Consider the following 14,605-nt stretch of genomic DNA (forward strand, 5'->3'; position numbering starts at 1 on the left):
CGGCGGGCGAGCGGCGCCGAATCTGTGCCGACGTCCCGGATTCGGCGGTCGTTTGAAACTTCACGCGTTCGACCTCAATGGCTCTACCAATCGCTGCTACTGGTCCGGCGTCAGCATCATTCGTACCCGGCCGCCACTGCCGCCACTGTCGCCATCACCGCAATTCGTGCTTTCGAGGCGGGCGAGACCCGTCTGCATCTGGATTGTCAGCCGGCAGCCCTCGGCGACGTTCTGACCCTGCGACAGGACGACGTTTCCGGTCATCACGACCACTTCGCTTTTCATATCGAAGGTCGCCTGTTCGGCGGTCGCGACCTGATCGGCGGATTTCACATAGACCTTCTCGCTCGCCTCCAGTCGCTCGATCTGGCTGGAACCGCCCGGCAGCGCGCTGGTGCCCGTTTTTCCGCCGGACGCTCCCTCCTGCGCCTTGGTATAGGAAACCACAAGCTTGCCGGTCCTCAGTTCCGTCTCGCCCTGCGACACCTGGACATTGCCGGTGAAGGTGGCGACCGCCTTGTTGTCATCGACGTCGAGCTGGTTCGACTCGATCGAGATCGGTTGGTCGCCATTGATCTGGAGGCCGGTGAAACTCTCGCCGAGCCCCTGCTGCGCCGACACGGGCGCGGCGAAGATCAGGCTCGCGAACAGGGCGGCATACAAGGGAACCGCGCGGCCGAATTTTGACGATCGCATATCTTACTCGTTTCTCGAGGCTTGTTCTTGACTATCGGAGGACGGGCCCGGATTGAGAACCATTTTAACGCGCCCGCCGAAGGAAAAGACCTTGCCTCCCTCCGATACGGTGAGCGTGTCCGAGCGAATGGTCTGGGCCGGGGTATCGATCGCGACGGGTCCCTCGCCGTCCAGGGTTCCTTCTGCGAGATCGATGTCGGCCGCCGCCAGATTGATCGAGATGCCGCTCGTCGTCTCGACGGTGATCCCGTCGCGGAGCTGCAATCTCTGGTTGGTTTGATCGTAGTTGCCCGATTCCGCCGTGATGTCGGCGGTTGTATCGTCATCGACGGAGACTGTGGCCTTCACCATTTCCAGATCGACACCGCCGCCGTTCAGTGACTGGATGGCGCGCTCGGCGACCAGATCGTAGGGCCGATTGCTGCTGTCGAGCCCCGACATGCGTGGCGCCTGCATCACCACCCGGCCGTCAGAGATCGAGGTGTCGGCGACGGAAACGTTGTCCGGCAGGCCGCGGGCCAGCCAGGTCACCGCGATTCCGAAGGCGACGATCAGCGCCGCGACCGCCGGCAGGCCGATCTTCAACACCCGCACGAGGCGCGAGTGCCGTCGTGCCCGCGCGAATTCCCGCTCGGTCCGCGTGCTCGCGCCGTGCCCGGTAGGCCTCGCCGGCGAGGCCATCAGCCTGGCTGCGCGCCTTCCGGTTGGGTTCGTGTCCACCGTCAATCGGGTCCTCTCCGTCCTGGCTCGGTCCATCGACGCCCGCGATGCGCCTTGTCCAGACTTACGGCGATCCGACAGCAATACGGGCTTTTTGCGTCGAAGCCAAAAACTTGCCGTAAATTCTTAACCTGAGGGAATGAACGTTTCGTGTGGCTTCACAGGACGCGCGGTTCCGGCTAACCCTCGCCGCAACGCGCAATCCTATGGAGCCGTCCATGTCCGCAACCGCCGAGGACCTGATCGATCGCCGTCGGCTGCGCCGCAAGCTGAGCTTCTGGCGCGTGGCGGCGGTGGTCGTCGTGGCGCTCGCCGCCCTCGCCGCCGCCGTTTTCTCCGGTTTTGACGGCGCCGCCACGTTTTCGTCGCGCGATCAGATCGCCAGAGTGGCGATCGAGGGCCTGATTACCGAAGACCTTGACCTTCTCGACCTTCTCGAAAAGGTCAAGGACGACGACGCGGTCAAGGCCGTGGTACTGCGGATCGATTCGCCGGGTGGAACGACCGTGGGCGGCGAGGCGCTCTACGAAGCGGTGCGCGCCATCGCCGCCGTCAAGCCGGTGGCCGCCGAGGTCGGAACGCTCGCCGCCTCGGCCGGCTACATGATCGCTTCCGGCGCCGATCACATCGTCGCCCGGCGAACCTCCATCGTCGGCTCCATCGGGGTGATCTTCCAATATGTCGATGCGTCCAAGCTGCTCGACACCATCGGCGTCGAGGTCAACGCGATCAAATCCTCCCCGATGAAGGCCGAGCCCTCGCCCTTCGCGCCCGCGCCGGAGGAGGCCAAGGCGATGATCCGCCGCCTGATCATGGACACCTACGAATGGTTCGTCGCGCTGGTCGCCGAACGGCGCGACATGAGTCTGTCCGAGGCGCGCGCGCTCGCCGACGGCTCGATCTTCACCGGCAGCCAGGGGCTCGAGCGCAAGCTGGTCGATGCGCTGGGCGGCGAAGCCGAGGTGCGGCGCTGGCTGGAGGATGATCGCGGTGTGACGAAGGGGCTCAAAATTGTCGAGCGGGAACCCGAGACCGAAGGCTATGCGTCGCTTTTTACCGCCGCCAGGGCGATGCTCTTCGGCGCCTTCGGCCTAGATCCTCGCGTCGCCTCGCTCGAAACCGCCCTTTTGCGCAAGGTCGGCCACCTTGACGGCATGGTGTCGCTCTGGCAGCCTTTGGATGGGCGCGCGCCACTGCGGTGAAGTCGTGGAAATATTTGACGTTTCTCATTGCAAAACGGGACGCGCTGAGAGTTCGGCGGTCGGAAGCGACCGGGCCGGACACCAAGAGGGGAAAATCGCTTGATTAAGTCGGAACTCGTGCAGGCGATCGCCAGCCGCAACCCGCATCTCTACCAGCGCGACGTCGAGACGATCGTTAAGGCGATCTTCGACGAGATCACCGAGGCGCTGTGCGAGTCGAACCGGGTCGAACTGCGCGGTTTCGGAGCGTTCTCGGTGAAGAATCGCCCGCCCCGATCGGGCCGCAATCCGCGCACCGGCGAAGCGGTCGAGGTCGAGGAGAAATGGGTCCCGTTCTTCAAAGCCGGCAAGGAATTGCGCGAGCGCCTGAACGAGGAGTGAGGCAGGCGTCGACCGCGATACCCGTCAGAATGATTGACGCATCCGGTTTGGCGCCCATTTTCAAACGATGACAAGGCCCGCGGATGCCGGTGCAGGGGCGCCGCAGCCGACAGAGGTCCGAGGCGTAGGCGCATGATTTCGAAAATACTTTCATTGCTCATTCTGGTTCCCCTGGCCATCGTGCTGGTCGTCTTCAGCGTGGCCAACCGCGAGGCGATCCCGGTTTCGCTCGATCCGATCGGCTCGATGCCGCAGCTCGCCTTCGAGGCGCCGCTGTTCATTCTTTTGATGGGGTCGGTGATCATCGGCGTCGTGCTGGGCGGGATCGGCACCTGGCTGACTCAGGCGCATTACCGGCGCAAGTCCTGGAAGCGCAAATACGAGGTGGAAAAGCTGCGGCGTGAAACCGAGGAGAACAAGGCGAAACTTCGCCAGCTCCAGGAAGAACGTGACCGCGCCTCCTACGGGCAGGCCGCCTCCAATTCGACGGCACTGGCGACCTCACGGGCGGCGTAATAGGAGCGGCGTCATACCAAACCTGCGGGTATGGGTGACCGAGCCGGCCCTACGTCGCACTCTCGTCAAAAGGCCCGCCATGCAGCGGGCCTTTGCGTTCCAGATAGTCCGCGATCCTTCGCCGAGGCGCTTGCCGCGCCTCAGACGGATTCGGTCGTGCCTTCGGCCGTGGCCGTGCCGCCTGAGACCGTCTCGGCAAAACAATCGAAGAACTGTCCAGCGAGCTTCTTGGCGGTCGAATCGATCAACCGCCCGCCCAGCTGGGCAATCTTGCCGCCGACCTGGGCCTTGACATCATAGGTGAGGATGGTGTCCGCGCCGTCCTCGGCCAAGTGTACGTCGGCGCCACCTTTGGCGAAGCCGGCGATACCGCCCTTGCCCTCGCCGACGATGGAATAGCTCTCCGGCGCGTTGATATTCTCCAGACGGACCTCGCCCGAGAATTTTGCCTTGACCGGGCCGACCTTGGTGACGACCGTCGCGGCCATCTCGTTCTCGCCCGTCATTTCCAGGCTCTGGCAGCCGGGGATGCAGGCGCGAAGAACGTCCGGGTCGTTGAGCGCGGCCCAGACCTTTTCACGTGGCGCCGACAGTCGATATTCGCCCTTCAGATCCATGTTGATCCTCCCTGTTTGGCGGGCGCGAGTTCTGGCGCCCGCAATATGTTGCTCGCGACTTGCTGCACGTTTTTGGTCGCTTTGCCAAGCCGCCAAGGAACCGCTAAGGAGCGCTCTGAACCACAGTAGCAGGGAGTTTCGCCTTGGCGCGAACGCGGCGGCCGAACCACAAGACGGCCACGAAACCGGCTCGGACGGCGTCCCGCAAGCATGAGGCGGACCGGCCGGAGCGCGCGCGCCCGGGCGGCGACGAACAGCGCGGGGGCGGCCGACCCGGCCGACCGGTGGAGCCATCGACGCGGCTGACGCTATCTGAGCGAGCGGGCGCGCGTCCGAGCGAAGAGGGGCCGCTGATCCTCACCGTGGAGCCGACGGAAGATTACGCGCTGATCGATTCGGGCGGCGGCGAGAAGCTGGAGCGCTATGGCCCGCTGCTGGTTCGCCGGCCGGAAAACCAAGCGATCTGGCGGCCGCGGCTGCAGCCGGATGACTGGCAGAGGGCCGACTCTGTCTTTACCGGCGACACCGACGAGGAGGGCACCGGCCGCTGGCGCTTTCCCCATGCGCCGCTCGGCGAGACCTGGCCGCTCGTTCATGACGGGTTGTCCTATCAGGGCCGGTTCACCTCCTTCCGTCATGTCGGCGTGTTTCCCGAGCAGGCGGCGCACTGGGCCTATGCCGAGGCCGCGATCCGCGCCGCCAGCCAACGGGGAAACAACCCGGTGCGCGTGCTCAATCTCTTCGGCTACACCGGCATCGCCTCGCTCATCGCCGCCCGCGCCGGGGCCGAGGTCACTCATGTCGACGCCTCCAAGAAGGCGGTTGGCTGGGCGCGGGAGAACCAGGAGATGGCAGGGCTCGGCGCGCGTCCGATCCGCTGGATCTGCGAGGACGCGATCCGCTATGTGGAGCGCGAGGTCAAACGCGGCAGCCGCTATGACGCGATCCTGCTCGACCCGCCGAAATTCGGCCGGGGCCCGAAAGGCGAAGTCTGGCAGCTCTTCGACGATCTGCCCTATCTTCTGGGTCTCGTCCGTGAACTTCTGTCGGATCGTCCGCTGTTCGTGATCCTCACCGCCTATTCGATCCGCGCTTCGTTCTACGCCCTGTCGGCGCTCATGGGCGAGAGCTTTCGCGGGCTCGGCGGCAACCTGCAATCGGGCGAACTCGTTATCCGCGAGGCCGGCGACGAGCCGCGCCTCCTGTCGACGTCCCTCTTCTCGCGCTGGAGCGCCGACCATGTCTGATCGTCCACCACCGGCCTCGGGCGCCGAACCCCGGCCCCACTTCGCGCCGACGCGCGCCCCCGGCCGGGTCAAGGAGGTGTCGAGCATCTCCAATCCGATCATCAAGGATATTCGCGCGCTGGCGCAGAAGCGGCATCGCGACGAGACCGGTTTGTTCCTCGCCGAAGGCCTGAAGCTGGTGATCGACGCGCTCGACGCGGGCTGGGAAATCCAGACCCTGATCGTCGCCAAGGCCGAGATCGGCCAGGAACTGCTGGCGAAAACGGCGGCGCGGACCGTGTCGCTCGGCGCCGACCTCGTAGAGGCAAGCGCCAAGGTGCTGGAAGCCATCACCCGCCGCGACAACCCCCAGAACGCCGTTGGCGTCTTCCGCCGCCGGCTGACGCCGCTCGCCAAGCTCGATGTGACCGGCACCAACGTCGTGGTGGCGCTGGACCGGGTCCGCGATCCGGGCAATCTCGGCACCGTGCTGCGCACCGCGGACGCGGCCGGCGCCTCCGGCGTCGTGTTGATCGGCGAGACCGTCGACCCGTTCTCGCTGGAAACCGTCCGCGCGACGATGGGCTCGATCTTCTCGGTTCCGCTGGCCCGGGCGAGCGAGGCGGAATTCCTCGAATGGCGCAAGCGGTTCAAGGGTCTGGTCACGGGGGCCCACATGGCGGGAGCGATCGACTACCGCAAACCCGATTACGGCGCCGGGGCGACAGTGCTGTTGATGGGCAACGAGCAGGCCGGTCTGACCGACCGGCTCACCGATGCTTGCGACGTCCTGGTGCGGATTCCGCAGGCGGGGCGCGCCGACAGTTTGAATCTCGCCGTCGCCACCGGCGTGATGCTGTTCGAAGTGCGCCGGGGAGCGCTCAGCCTGTGATGCGCGCGTTCATCGGTTTCAACCTCATTCTCGTCGCAGTCGCGGTCATCGCCGACCAGGCGATCAAGGCGCTCGTCGTCGCCACGATGGATCTGGGCGAAGCGATCGAGGTCTTGCCCTTCCTCGCGCTTTATCACGCCCGCAACACCGGCATCGCCTTTTCGATGTTCGCGGGGTTCGGCGATGTCGGGCTGTCGCTTCTGTCCGGGCTCGTTCTGGCGGTGGTCCTTTATCTCTGGGTGAAGACGCCACCCGAGCGACGTCTCCTCCATCTCGGTCTGGCGATCATCGTCGGTGGCGCGATCGGCAACCTCATCGATCGGGTCCGGCTCGGCTATGTCGTCGATTACATTTATTTCCATACGCCGGTCTGGGATTTCGCCGTTTTCAACCTGGCCGACGCCTTCATCACCGTGGGCGCGGTCGTGATCCTCGTCGAGGAGTTCATTCTGGCGCCGCGGCGCGGGACGGTCGCCAAGGTCGGTGAACCCCGCGATTGACATCGCCGGTCCCCGCCCTCAGTCGAATATCAGAACGGGAGTGATGCAATGAGCGAGACGTTTCGGGCGATCCTGGTATCGCGGGACGAGCAGAAGAAGCAGTCGGTGAATGTCGTGGAGATGGCGCCGGACGAACTGATGGACGGCGACGTCGACGTCGCCGTCGAGGCGACGACGGTCAACTACAAGGACGGCCTCGCCATCACCGGCAAGGCGCCGGTCGTGCGCCGCTGGCCGTTGATCCCGGGTATCGATCTGGCGGGAACCGTGATCCGCTCGACCCACGCCGACTGGAAGGAGGGCGACAAGGTCGTGCTCAATGGCTGGGGCGTCGGCGAGACCCATTACGGCGCCTATGCCGGCCGCGCCCGACTGAACGGCGACTGGCTGGTGCCGCTGCCCGAGCGGTTTTCGCCGAAGGATGCGATGGCGATCGGCACCGCCGGTTACACGGCGATGCTGTGCGTGCTGGCGCTGGAGAAGGCCGGAATGGGGCCGGATCGTGGGCCGGTGGTCGTCACCGGCGCTTCCGGCGGGGTCGGCTCGGTCGCGACGGCGATCCTGTCGAAGCTCGGCTGGCATGTCATCGCGTCCACTGGCCGGCCGGACGAAGCCGGCTGGCTGACCGATCTCGGCGCTGCCGAAATCATCGATCGCGCCGAACTCTCCGAGCCGGGCAAACCGATGGCCAAGGAGCGCTGGGCCGCAGGCGTCGACGCCGTCGGCAGTCACACCCTGGCGAACGTCCTGGCGGCGACTTCCTATGGCGGCGCCGTCGCATGTTGCGGGCTTGCGCAGGGTATGGACCTTCCGGCCTCGGTCGCCCCGTTCATTCTGCGCGGCGTCTCGCTGCTCGGCGTCGATTCGGTGATGGCGCCGAAACCGCGGCGGCTGGAGGCGTGGCGCCGGCTGTCGCAAGATCTCGAACCGGAAAAGCTGCGGTCGATCGCGACGGAAATCACCTTCGATGGCATCCTCGACGCCGCCAAGGACATCGTCGAGGGCAAGATCCGCGGCCGCGTCGTCGTCGACATGACGTGAACCGACCCGCGTCCGGGACGTTGTTCGTCGCGGCCACTTGAGTGATAGTGGCGGCGGGACGGTCACAAATTCTTCGCTGTAGATCGCTATGGCACTGCAGCGCGGAGTTGGCCGGACGGAGGATGCGATGATCGGACAGGGCACGAGGCAGGCGCCACTGATCGGCGCGGGATTGACGGCACCGGATCCTGGCGCCGCCGGTCTGGCTACGGTTCCCGCGAGGTTGCGCCACCTGACCCGGCGGTTCGATCCGATGTCGCCCGTTCTCGGGCGGATCGGGCAGCTCGAGGTCCGCCTGGCGCGCCGGCCGGCCGAGGTCAGGGCGTCGCAGAAGCTGCGCTATCACGTCTTCTACGAGGAAATGAGCGCCCAGCCGTCAAAGTTGCAGAAAATGACCCGCCGGGACCGGGACGGCTACGACCGCTATTGCGACCACCTTCTGGTTCTCGATCACAGCCGCGGCGGCGCGATCCCGAACCGCATCGTCGGCACCTACCGGCTGTTGCGCGGCGAGATGGCCATTCTGGCCGGCGGCTTCTACACCGCCCAGGAATTCGACATCGCGCCGATGCTCGCCAGGCATGAAGGCACGCGGTTCCTCGAACTCGGGCGCTCCTGCGTCCTCAAGGAATATCGCGGCAAGCGCACCGTCGAGCTGCTCTGGCAGGGGATATGGAGCTACGTGCTCGGCCACGACGTTGACGTGTTGTTCGGCTGCGCCTCGCTGGCGGGCACCGATCCCGAGGCGCTGGCCGTGCCGCTCGCCTTTTTGAGACAGAACGCGCCAGCGCCGGCGGAATGGCGGGTGCGTGCCCATGCCAAGGTCGGAGTTTTCCCCCCCGACTCCGCTGACGCGGTCGATGCGCGCAGGGCGCTCGCGGCGCTGCCGCCGCTGCTCAAGGGTTATTTGCGGCTGGGCGGCTATATCGGCGAAGGCGCGGTCGTCGACCATCAGTTCGGCACGACCGACGTTCTCGTCGTGCTGCCACGGGCCAACATCAACCCGCGCTATATTGGTCACTACGGCGCTGACGCCAGCCGCTTCGCCGCCTGAAGGGCGCGCGTGGCCTAATCTACTGGCCGATCCGCACGATGCTGCGGGTCTTCAAATCGACCAGCACCGGTTCGCCATTGTAGTAGAAATAGGCGAGCGTGGAATTGCCGTCGACCTGTTGCAGCGCAATCGTATCCGGCACGGAATCGCCGAGTTGCGGCGCCGTCGGCAATCGTGCGTTGTCGCTCGGATGTTCAGCGGCGTATTGCAGGACGATGACATTCTCGTCGCCGCCTTGACCGGCCGCCAGACTGGTCAGCGCGAGTGTCGACAGGGCGAGGATAAGGGCGGTTCTCAGCATGGGGAACTTTCTCGGGCGATCGTCCGCCTCGAGCGAAGGCGGCAGCTTGTCGATATTGGCACAGCACCGATGAACGGAAGCTGACGAACCTGACATGGTTCCTCGCGGTCGCGACGGCAATGTCGCGATCGCCATTACATCTGTTCGCGCGTTAATCGATGGCCTCATAGGCGGCAATGGCCGCCATATTGACGAGCTCGGAATCCTTGGCTCCCAGCGCGACGATCTGCACCGGCTTTTCCAGCCCGACCAGCAGCGGCCCGACGACCGTCGAGCCGCCCAGTTCCTGCAGCATCTTGGTGGCGATCGAGGCGGAATGAAAGGCCGGCATCACCAGGACGTTGGCAGGGCCTGAAAGCCGGCAGAACGGGTACTGCTCCATGATCTCGGCGTTGAGCGCCACGTCGGCGTTCATTTCGCCGTCATACTCGAAATCGACGTTCAGCCCATCGAGGATGCGGACCGCCTCCTGCACCTTCTGCGCCCGCTCGCCCGGCGGGTTGCCGAAAGTCGAGTAGGCCAGCATGGCGACGCGCGGCTCGTAGCCGAGCTTGCGGGCCATCGCCGCCGCCTCGATCGCGATGTCGGCGAGTTCCTGCGCGTTCGGCATGTCATGCACCGCGGTGTCGGCGACCAGAACTGTCCGGCCCCGACACAGCACGACCGAGACGCCGATCATCGTGTGGCCCGGCTTGACGTCGAGCACCCGGCCGACGTCCTGCAGAACCGTCTGGTAGTTGCGTGTAACGCCCGACACCATGGCGTCGGCGTCGCCCATGGCGACCATGGCGCTGGCGAAGAGATTGCGGTCGTTGCGCATCATCCGGACGCAGTCGCGGTGAAGGTAGCCCTTTCGCTGGAGGCGGGAGTAGAGCAGCTGGGTATAGTCGTCGACCCGGTTGGAAAGCCGCGCATTGACCAGCTCGAGGCCGGGACGGTCGAGATCGATGCCGGCCTCGCGCGCGGTCTCGCGCATCTCCGCATCGCGCCCGAGCAGAATGGCGGTGCCCAGATTCTGGTTCACATAGGCGACGGCCGCCCGCATCACCTGCGGCTCCTCACCCTCGGCGAAGACCACGCGCTTGGGATCGCGCCGCACGCCGTCGAAGATGCGCTGCAGCGTCGAGGCGATCGGGTCGCGCCGCGAGCGCAACTCTCTGTCATAGGCGTCGAAATCGGTGATCGCGCGGCGCGCGACGCCGGTGTCCATCGCCGCCTTGGCCACCGCCCGCGGGATCGCCGAGATCAGGCGGGGATCGAACGGGACCGGGATGATGTAGTCCGGGCCGAATTGCGGGCGCTGGCCACGATAGGCCGCGACCACGTCGTCGGGCACGTCCTCGCGGGCGAGAGCGGCAAGCGCTTCGGCGGCGGCGACCTTCATCGCCTCGTTGATTGTCGTCGCGCGCACGTCCAGCGCGCCGCGGAAGATATAGGGAAAGCCGAGGACGTTGTTGACCTGGTTGGGATAGTCCGAACGCCCGGTCGCCATGATCGCGTCGGTGCGGATGTCCGCGACTTCCTCGGGCGTGATCTCCGGATCGGGGTTGGCCATCGCGAAGATGATCGGATTCTTCGCCATCGAAGCGATCATGTCGGGGGTGAACGCGCCCTTGGCCGACAGACCGAAAACGACATCGGCGCCGTCCATGGCGTCCGCCAGGGTCCGCCGGTCGGTGTCGACGGCGTGGGCGGACTTCCATTGGTTCATGCCGGCCTCGCGCCCGCGATAGATGACCCCCTTGGTATCGCAGACGATGACGTTCTCCGGCGAAAAGCCCATCGCCTTCATGAGGTCGATACAGGCGATCGAGGCGGCGCCGGCGCCGTTGACGACCAGTTTGGTCGAGGCGAGATCGCGGCCGGTAAGATGGAGTGCGTTGATCAGCCCCGCGATGGCGATGATCGCCGTGCCGTGCTGGTCGTCGTGGAACACCGGAATGTCCATCGCCGCGCGCAGCCGCTCCTCGATGATGAAGCAGTCGGGCGCCTTGATGTCCTCCAGATTGATGCCGCCGAAGGACGGGCCGAGCAGGCGCACGCAATTGACGAATTCGTCGACATTCTCGGTGTCGATCTCCAGGTCGATGGAATCGACGTCGGCGAAGCGCTTGAACAGCACGGCCTTGCCCTCCATCACCGGCTTGGAGGCCAGCGCGCCGAGATTGCCGAGGCCGAGAATCGCCGTGCCGTTGGAGATGACGGCCACCATGTTGCCGCGCGCGGTGTAGTCGAACGCCTTGTCCGGGTCTTCCGCGATGGCGCGCACCGGCACGGCGACGCCGGGCGAATAGGCGAGCGACAGGTCGCGCTGGGTCGCCATCGGTTTGGTCGCGTTGATCTCCAGCTTGCCCGGCCGCCCGGAGGAATGAAAATCCAGTGCCTCGGCGTCGGAGACGGACGGCTTGCGGTGACCTGTCGTGCGCTGATCCATGCTTCCCCCTGCAATTGTCTTCATCTCCCCTTCCATCGCGATAGCCACGCAGCTAAGCGGAGGGGAGCTTGTATGGTTGGCCGCGTTCGTCGGCGTTCCGCACGACCGGGCGGCCCCAGTTTGAACGAAAGAGACCGATCCGCGCAATGACGGCCGACAAGGACGCCGCCCCCACGCCGATGATGGCGCAATATATCGAGATCAAGGCGGCCAATCCGGACTGCCTGCTGTTCTATCGCATGGGCGATTTCTACGAGCTGTTCTTCGATGACGCGGCCGAGGCGTCGCGAACGCTTGGCATCGCCCTGACCAAGCGGGGCAAGCACCTCGGCGAAGACATCCCGATGGCCGGCGTGCCGGTGGTCTCGGCCGACGACTATCTGCAGAAACTGATCGCCTTCGGCCATCGGGTCGCGGTCTGCGAGCAGATCGAGGACCCCGCCGAAGCGCGCAAGCGCGGCGCCAAATCGGTGGTGAAGCGCGACGTGGTTCGCCTGGTGACGCCGGGGACGATCACCGAGGAGGCGCTGCTCGAGCCAGGGCGCCCGAATTATCTGATGGCGCTGGCGCGGTTGGGAGGCTCCGGCCCAAATGCGGCCCTCGCCCTGGCCTGGACGGATCTGTCGACCGGCACCTTCCGCATCGCGGAAACCGACATCGGGCGCCTGGCCACCGACATCGCCGCACTCGAGCCGAGCGAAATCGTCGTCGCCGAGCCGGTCTTCCATGACGAGACGCTGCAGCCACTGTTGCGCCGGTATGGCCGCGCCGCGCGGCCCGAGCCGCAGGCGCTGTTCGACGGAGCGACCGCCGAGGAGCGGGTCTGCCGCTTCTACGGTGTCGCGACGCTATCCGGTTTCGGCGGTTTCTCGCGGGTCGAACTCGTCGCCGCGGCCGCGCTGATTGCCTATCTCGGCAAGACCCAGATGGCCGCGCGCCCGGCCCTGCAGCGGCCCGAGCGGGTGGTCGCCGGCTCGCTCATGCAGATCGATCCGGCGACGCGCGCCTCGCTGGAATTGACCCGGACAATGTCGGGCAAGCGGCAGGGCAGCCTGCTGTCGACCATCGACCGGACCGTGACCGGCGCGGGCGCCCGGCTTTTGGCCGGCCGGCTCGCCGCCCCGCTGACCGACCCGGCGGCGATCCGGGCCCGGCAGGCGTCGGTTGGCACTTTCGTCGAGGATATGCCGAACCGCCAGCGCTTGCGCGCGGCGCTCACCGGCCTGCCGGACACCGAGCGGGCGCTGTCGCGGTTGTCGCTGGGCCGTGGCGGTCCGCGCGACCTCGCGGCGATCCGCGACGGGTTGGAGGCTGGCTTCGCCATCGCCGCAGCCGCCGCTGCCGAGATGCCGGACGAATTGCGCTATGCCTTCGCGGCGCTCGCCGCGCTGCCCCAATCCTTGCATGAGGCGCTGTCGGACACGCTCGCGGACGCGATGCCGCTCCTCAAGCGCGATGGCGGCTTCGTCCGCGACGGCGCGATACTGGCGCTGGACGAGGCGCATGCGCTGCGCGAGAATTCGCGGCGGGTGATTGCCGACCTGCAGGGCCGCTACGCCGCCGAGACTGGGGTGCGGAACCTGCGCATCAAGCACAACAACGTGCTCGGCTATTTCGTCGAGGTTGGCGAGGCGCAGGCCAAGGCGCTGGCCGGCGAGGACGGTGAAACGCGCTTCATCCATCGCCAGACCATGGCGTCGGCGATGCGGTTTACCACCACCGAACTCGGCGAGTTGGAAACAAGGATCGCCGGCGCCGCGGCCGAAGCGCTCAAGATCGAGCTTGAGGCCTTCGAGAGCCTGGTCGCCGCCGTCGGCGAGGCGGCGGAAGCACTGCAGCGTGGCGCCGAGGCGCTTGCGGTGCTCGATGTCTCGACCGCTCTCGCCGAACTCGCCGTTGCCGAGGAATGGACGCCGCCGCATGTCGACGACAGCCTTGCCTTCACCGTGGAGGGCGGCCGCCACCCGGTGGTCGAAGCGGCGCTGAAGGCGGGGCCGGGCGACCCGTTCGTTTCCAACGACTGCGACCTCTCGCCGCCTGGGCCCGGGCAGGAGGGGGCAGGATCGATCTGGCTGCTCACCGGCCCGAACATGGGCGGCAAATCCACGTTTCTGCGCCAGAACGCCCTGATCGCGGTCCTGGCCCAGATGGGTTCCTACGTGCCGGCCGCGCGGGCGCATGTGGGCATCGTCGATCGCCTGTTCAGCCGGGTCGGCGCCTCGGACGACCTCGCCGAAGGACGCTCGACCTTCATGGTCGAGATGGTCGAGACCGCCGCGATCCTCAACCAGGCGGGGGAGCGGGCGCTGGTTATTCTCGACGAGATCGGCCGGGGCACTGCGACCTATGACGGCTTGTCGATCGCCTTTGCCGCGGTCGAGCACCTGCATGAGGTCAATCGCTGCCGGGCACTGTTCGCCACCCACTTCCACGAGATGACGGCGCTGGCCGCGCGGCTTTCCCGCATGCGCAACGCGACCATGCGGGTGAAGGAGTGGGAGGGCGAGGTGATCTTCCTGCATGAGGTCACGGCCGGCGTGGCCGACCGGTCCTACGGCATTCAGGTCGCCAAGCTGGCTGGGCTTCCTCCCAAGGCGGTCGAGCGCGCCCGGCAGGTGCTGGCCGAACTCGAACGCGGCGAGCAGGGCGAGAAGCGGACCGCCTTCGTCGACGACCTGCCGCTATTCTCGGCGGTCGCACGGCGCGCCGAAACGCATCCTCACGAGCCTGAGCCAGACCACGCGCTTCGCGACGCGCTCGCGGCGCTTGATCCCGACAGCCTGTCGCCGCGCGATGCGCTCGAAGCGCTTTACCGGTTGAGCGCGCTCGCTCGCCCTTCACGCTGACACGCGCCAGCCCGATCCCGTTTGACGGGTGACGGTGCGCATCCGCCAGAATGCGATCCGCGCGGTTCGTCGGCGCATCGGGCTGTCAAGTTTGTTCGCTTCCGATTCTGCTGAATTTGTAGCCAGCTACAAATTATGGAACTCCGAAAGATGACGCCCGTTTGGCAACGGACGAGGTT

14 protein-coding genes are annotated in these 14,605 nt (G+C 66.2%); 9 read left to right on the forward strand and 5 right to left on the reverse strand.

Annotated elements, in window-relative coordinates; genetic code table 11:
* Nucleotides 1–96 precede the first annotated feature (96 nt).
* Both lptA and lptC read right to left on the reverse strand, forming a co-directional pair.
* Complete coding sequence (gene lptA / locus VSX60_RS07950) at nucleotides 97–696, reverse strand: lipopolysaccharide transport periplasmic protein LptA (protein ID WP_327623613.1); 600 nt, start codon at nucleotides 694–696, stop codon at nucleotides 97–99.
* A 3-nt stretch (nucleotides 697–699) separates the two neighbouring features.
* Complete coding sequence (gene lptC, locus VSX60_RS07955) at nucleotides 700–1,416, reverse strand: LPS export ABC transporter periplasmic protein LptC (protein WP_327623652.1); 717 nt, start codon at nucleotides 1,414–1,416, stop codon at nucleotides 700–702.
* A 218-nt stretch (nucleotides 1,417–1,634) separates the two neighbouring features.
* Here lptC and sppA point away from each other — a divergent pair, with 218 nt between their 5' ends.
* The 3 genes from sppA to VSX60_RS07970 all read left to right on the forward strand — a co-directional run bounded on the left by sppA (nucleotide 1,635) and on the right by VSX60_RS07970 (nucleotide 3,515).
* Nucleotides 1,635–2,618, forward strand: a complete 984-nt coding sequence (gene sppA / locus VSX60_RS07960; RefSeq protein WP_327623614.1) for a signal peptide peptidase SppA — start codon at nucleotides 1,635–1,637, stop codon at nucleotides 2,616–2,618.
* 99 nt (nucleotides 2,619–2,717) lie between these two features.
* Complete coding sequence (locus VSX60_RS07965; protein WP_327623615.1) at nucleotides 2,718–2,999, forward strand: integration host factor subunit beta; 282 nt, start codon at nucleotides 2,718–2,720, stop codon at nucleotides 2,997–2,999.
* A gap of 132 nt (nucleotides 3,000–3,131) precedes the next feature.
* Nucleotides 3,132–3,515, forward strand: coding sequence for a LapA family protein (locus tag VSX60_RS07970; protein ID WP_327623616.1), 384 nt, complete (start codon nucleotides 3,132–3,134; stop codon nucleotides 3,513–3,515).
* A 140-nt stretch (nucleotides 3,516–3,655) separates the two neighbouring features.
* Here VSX60_RS07970 and VSX60_RS07975 read toward each other — a convergent pair whose 3' ends face one another.
* On the reverse strand, nucleotides 3,656–4,132 hold the full coding sequence (locus VSX60_RS07975) for an SRPBCC family protein (RefSeq protein WP_327623617.1): 477 nt from the start codon (nucleotides 4,130–4,132) through the stop codon (nucleotides 3,656–3,658).
* A gap of 143 nt (nucleotides 4,133–4,275) precedes the next feature.
* Here VSX60_RS07975 and VSX60_RS07980 point away from each other — a divergent pair, with 143 nt between their 5' ends.
* The 5 genes from VSX60_RS07980 to VSX60_RS08000 all read left to right on the forward strand — a co-directional run bounded on the left by VSX60_RS07980 (nucleotide 4,276) and on the right by VSX60_RS08000 (nucleotide 8,845).
* Nucleotides 4,276–5,379, forward strand: a complete 1,104-nt coding sequence (locus tag VSX60_RS07980; RefSeq protein ID WP_327623618.1) for a class I SAM-dependent methyltransferase — start codon at nucleotides 4,276–4,278, stop codon at nucleotides 5,377–5,379.
* Nucleotides 5,372–6,250: a TrmH family RNA methyltransferase gene (locus tag VSX60_RS07985; RefSeq protein ID WP_327623619.1), complete on the forward strand. Its 879-nt coding sequence runs from the start codon at nucleotides 5,372–5,374 to the stop codon at nucleotides 6,248–6,250. The genes VSX60_RS07980 and VSX60_RS07985 overlap by 8 nt, the downstream gene beginning before the upstream one ends.
* Entirely contained in the window at nucleotides 6,247–6,750 is a 504-nt protein-coding gene (gene lspA / locus VSX60_RS07990) for a signal peptidase II (protein ID WP_442873067.1), read from the forward strand. Before VSX60_RS07985 ends, lspA begins: the two co-directional genes overlap by 4 nt.
* 48 nt (nucleotides 6,751–6,798) lie before the next feature.
* Entirely contained in the window at nucleotides 6,799–7,791 is a 993-nt protein-coding gene (acuI, locus tag VSX60_RS07995) for an acrylyl-CoA reductase (NADPH) (protein ID WP_327623621.1), read from the forward strand.
* Between the two features lie 127 nt (nucleotides 7,792–7,918).
* A complete protein-coding gene (locus VSX60_RS08000; protein WP_442872850.1) occupies nucleotides 7,919–8,845 on the forward strand; it encodes a GNAT family N-acetyltransferase in 927 nt (308 codons plus the stop codon).
* A gap of 19 nt (nucleotides 8,846–8,864) precedes the next feature.
* Here the strand turns inward: VSX60_RS08000 and VSX60_RS08005 are convergent, their stop codons facing one another.
* Nucleotides 8,865–9,146, reverse strand: a complete 282-nt coding sequence (locus tag VSX60_RS08005; RefSeq protein ID WP_327623622.1) for a hypothetical protein — start codon at nucleotides 9,144–9,146, stop codon at nucleotides 8,865–8,867.
* A gap of 151 nt (nucleotides 9,147–9,297) precedes the next feature.
* The gene (locus tag VSX60_RS08010; protein ID WP_327623623.1) at nucleotides 9,298–11,604 is read right to left on the reverse strand and encodes an NADP-dependent malic enzyme; all 2,307 of its coding nucleotides are present in this window, start codon (nucleotides 11,602–11,604) and stop codon (nucleotides 9,298–9,300) included.
* A 122-nt stretch (nucleotides 11,605–11,726) separates the two neighbouring features.
* Here VSX60_RS08010 and mutS point away from each other — a divergent pair, with 122 nt between their 5' ends.
* Nucleotides 11,727–14,426, forward strand: coding sequence for a DNA mismatch repair protein MutS (gene mutS, locus VSX60_RS08015; protein WP_327623624.1), 2,700 nt, complete (start codon nucleotides 11,727–11,729; stop codon nucleotides 14,424–14,426).
* Nucleotides 14,427–14,605 lie beyond the last annotated feature (179 nt).

Origin of the sequence: Aurantimonas sp. A3-2-R12 (assembly GCF_036016755.1) — a bacterium.
Taxonomy (GTDB): Bacteria; Pseudomonadota; Alphaproteobacteria; order Rhizobiales; family Rhizobiaceae; genus Aurantimonas; species Aurantimonas coralicida_A.

What these genes read in the sequence shown, in the direction of transcription:
- VSX60_RS07985 (WP_327623619.1), top strand. Translation starts at nt 5,372, where the DNA reads ATGTCTGATCGTCCACCACCGGCCTCGGGCGCCGAACCCCGGCCCCAC.
- VSX60_RS07975 (WP_327623617.1), bottom strand. Translation starts at nt 4,132, where the DNA reads ATGGATCTGAAGGGCGAATATCGACTGTCGGCGCCACGTGAAAAGGTC.
- VSX60_RS08000 (WP_442872850.1), top strand. Translation starts at nt 7,919, where the DNA reads ATGATCGGACAGGGCACGAGGCAGGCGCCACTGATCGGCGCGGGATTG.
- VSX60_RS08010 (WP_327623623.1), bottom strand. Translation starts at nt 11,604, where the DNA reads ATGAAGACAATTGCAGGGGGAAGCATGGATCAGCGCACGACAGGTCAC.
- lptA (WP_327623613.1), bottom strand. Translation starts at nt 696, where the DNA reads ATGCGATCGTCAAAATTCGGCCGCGCGGTTCCCTTGTATGCCGCCCTG.
- VSX60_RS07970 (WP_327623616.1), top strand. Translation starts at nt 3,132, where the DNA reads ATGATTTCGAAAATACTTTCATTGCTCATTCTGGTTCCCCTGGCCATC.
- mutS (WP_327623624.1), top strand. Translation starts at nt 11,727, where the DNA reads ATGACGGCCGACAAGGACGCCGCCCCCACGCCGATGATGGCGCAATAT.
- VSX60_RS08005 (WP_327623622.1), bottom strand. Translation starts at nt 9,146, where the DNA reads ATGCTGAGAACCGCCCTTATCCTCGCCCTGTCGACACTCGCGCTGACC.
- sppA (WP_327623614.1), top strand. Translation starts at nt 1,635, where the DNA reads ATGTCCGCAACCGCCGAGGACCTGATCGATCGCCGTCGGCTGCGCCGC.
- acuI (WP_327623621.1), top strand. Translation starts at nt 6,799, where the DNA reads ATGAGCGAGACGTTTCGGGCGATCCTGGTATCGCGGGACGAGCAGAAG.